This is a genomic window from Arenimonas sp., assembly GCF_019459675.1.
Lineage (GTDB): Bacteria > Pseudomonadota > Gammaproteobacteria > Xanthomonadales > Xanthomonadaceae > Arenimonas.
Genome location: NZ_JAIBFH010000318.1, coordinates 1 through 2,167 on the forward strand (window position 1 = coordinate 1; position 2,167 = coordinate 2,167).

A 2,167-nucleotide genomic window follows, 5' to 3' on the forward strand; every position below is an offset into this window, starting at 1 on the left:
GGCCGAGATCGAGGTCGGTCTCGGCGCCATCGTCGGTGACGAACACTTCGCCGTGCTGGAACGGGCTCATGGTGCCGGGGTCGACGTTGATGTACGGGTCGAGCTTCATCATGGTCACCCGCAGGCCGCGGGCCTCCAGGATGGCCGCGAGCGATGCCGCCGCGATGCCCTTGCCTAGCGAGGACACCACGCCACCGGTAACGAAGATAAGACGAGTCATGGTTTTTGGGGACGCTGGAAAACCGTATTCTACCGGGTTGCCTGAGCTGGAGCCAGAACCTTTTTCCGATCAATGACTTGCAAAAAGGCCGCTTGACCGCCCCCGGTGCCGCGCCCATCCTGCGGCCTCGCGCCTGCGCCCTGCCCTTCCGAGCCCCGCACTATGAACACCCGCTACAACGCCGCCGACATCGAAGTGCTTTCGGGCCTGGACCCGGTCAAGCGCCGCCCCGGCATGTACACCGACACGACGCGGCCCAACCACCTGGCCCAGGAAGTCATCGACAATTCGGTGGACGAGGCCCTGGGCGGGCACGCCAAGTCGGTGGACGTGACGATCTTCGCCGACGGCAGCTGCGAGGTGATCGACGACGGCCGCGGCATGCCGGTGGACATCCACCCCGAGGAAAAAATCCCGGGCATCGAGCTGATCATGACCCGCCTGCACGCCGGCGGTAAGTTCAGCGGCAAGAACTACACCTTCTCCGGCGGCCTGCACGGCGTGGGCGTAAGCGTGGTGAACGCGCTGTCGAGAAAAGTGGAAGTGGTTATCCGCCGCGAGGGCCAGGAACACCGCATGGAGTTCCGCGACGGCGACCGCAGCAGCCCGCTGGAAGTGGTGGGCACGGTGGGCAAGCGCAACACCGGCACCCGGCTGCGCTTCTGGCCCGACCCGAAATACTTCGACACCCCGAAGATCCACGCCAAGTCGCTGCGCCACCTGCTGCGCGCCAAGGCGGTGCTGTGCCCGGGCCTGACCGTGAAGCTGTTCGACGAGGCCACCGGCGAGCGCAACGAGTGGTATTACGAGAACGGCCTGCGCGACTACCTGCGCGGCGAACTGGTGGGCCGCGACCTGCTGCCCGCCGAGCTCTTCGTCGGCCACGTCAACAAGGACACCGAAGTGGTGGACTGGGCCGTGGCCTGGGTGCCCGAAGGTGAACTGGTGCAGGAAAGCTACGTCAACCTGATCCCCACCGCGCAAGGCGGCACGCACGTGAACGGCCTGCGCTCGGGCTTCACCGACGCGCTGCGCGAGTTCTGCGACTTCCGCAACCTGCTGCCGCGCGGCGTCAAGCTGGCGCCCGAAGACGTCTGGGACCGCGTGAGCTACGTGCTCAGCATCAAGCTCACCGACCCGCAGTTCAGCGGCCAGACCAAGGAACGGCTGAGCTCGCGCCAGGCCGCGGCCTTCGTCGAGAACGCTTCGCACGACGCGTTTTCGCTGTGGCTCAACCAGCACGTCGAAACCGGCCTGCAGATCGCCCAGCTGGCCATCGACCGCGCTTCGGCCCGGCTCAAGACCGAAAAGCAGGTCACCCGCAAGAAGATCACCCAGGGCCCCGCCCTGCCCGGCAAGCTGGCCGACTGCATCAGCCAGGACCTGGGCCGCACCGAGCTGTTCCTGGTGGAAGGCGACTCGGCCGGCGGCAGCGCCCGCCAGGCCCGCGACAAGGAGTTCCAGGCCATCCTGCCGCTGCGCGGAAAGATCCTCAACACTTGGGAAGTGGAATCGTCCGGGGTGCTGGCCTCCAACGAAGTGCACGACCTGGCCGTGGCCATCGGCTGCGACCCGGGCGTGGAGGCCATCGACGGCCTGCGCTACGGCAAGGTGATCATCCTGGCCGATGCCGACTCCGACGGCCTGCACATCGCCACCCTGCTGGCAGCGCTGTTCCTGCGCCACTTCCCGGCCCTGGTGCGCGCGGGCAACATCTTCGTGGCGATGCCGCCGCTGTTCCGTGTCGACGTGGGCAAGCAGGTGTTCTACGCCCTGGACGAGGAAGAGAAGCGCACGATGCTGGACAAGATCGAGCGCGAGAAGATCAAGGGCCAGATCAGCGTGACCCGCTTCAAGGGCCTGGGTGAAATGAACCCGCAGCAGCTGCGCGAGTCCACCATCCATCCCGATACCCGCCGCCTGGTGCAGCTGACCATCGACGATGGT

The 2,167-nt window shown here is 66.5% G+C and carries 1 protein-coding gene and 1 pseudogene; one reads left to right on the forward strand and one right to left on the reverse strand.

From position 1 onward, the window contains the following. A pseudogene (gene pyrG / locus K0M70_RS10760) lies at positions 1–220 on the reverse strand (CTP synthetase); the annotation flags it as partial. 162 nt (positions 221–382) lie between these two features. On the opposite strand from pyrG, the gene parE reads away from it, so the two are divergent. Then, the coding region (gene parE / locus K0M70_RS10765; protein WP_290781864.1) for a DNA topoisomerase IV subunit B at positions 383–2,167 on the forward strand (1,785 nt) is incomplete at its 3' end.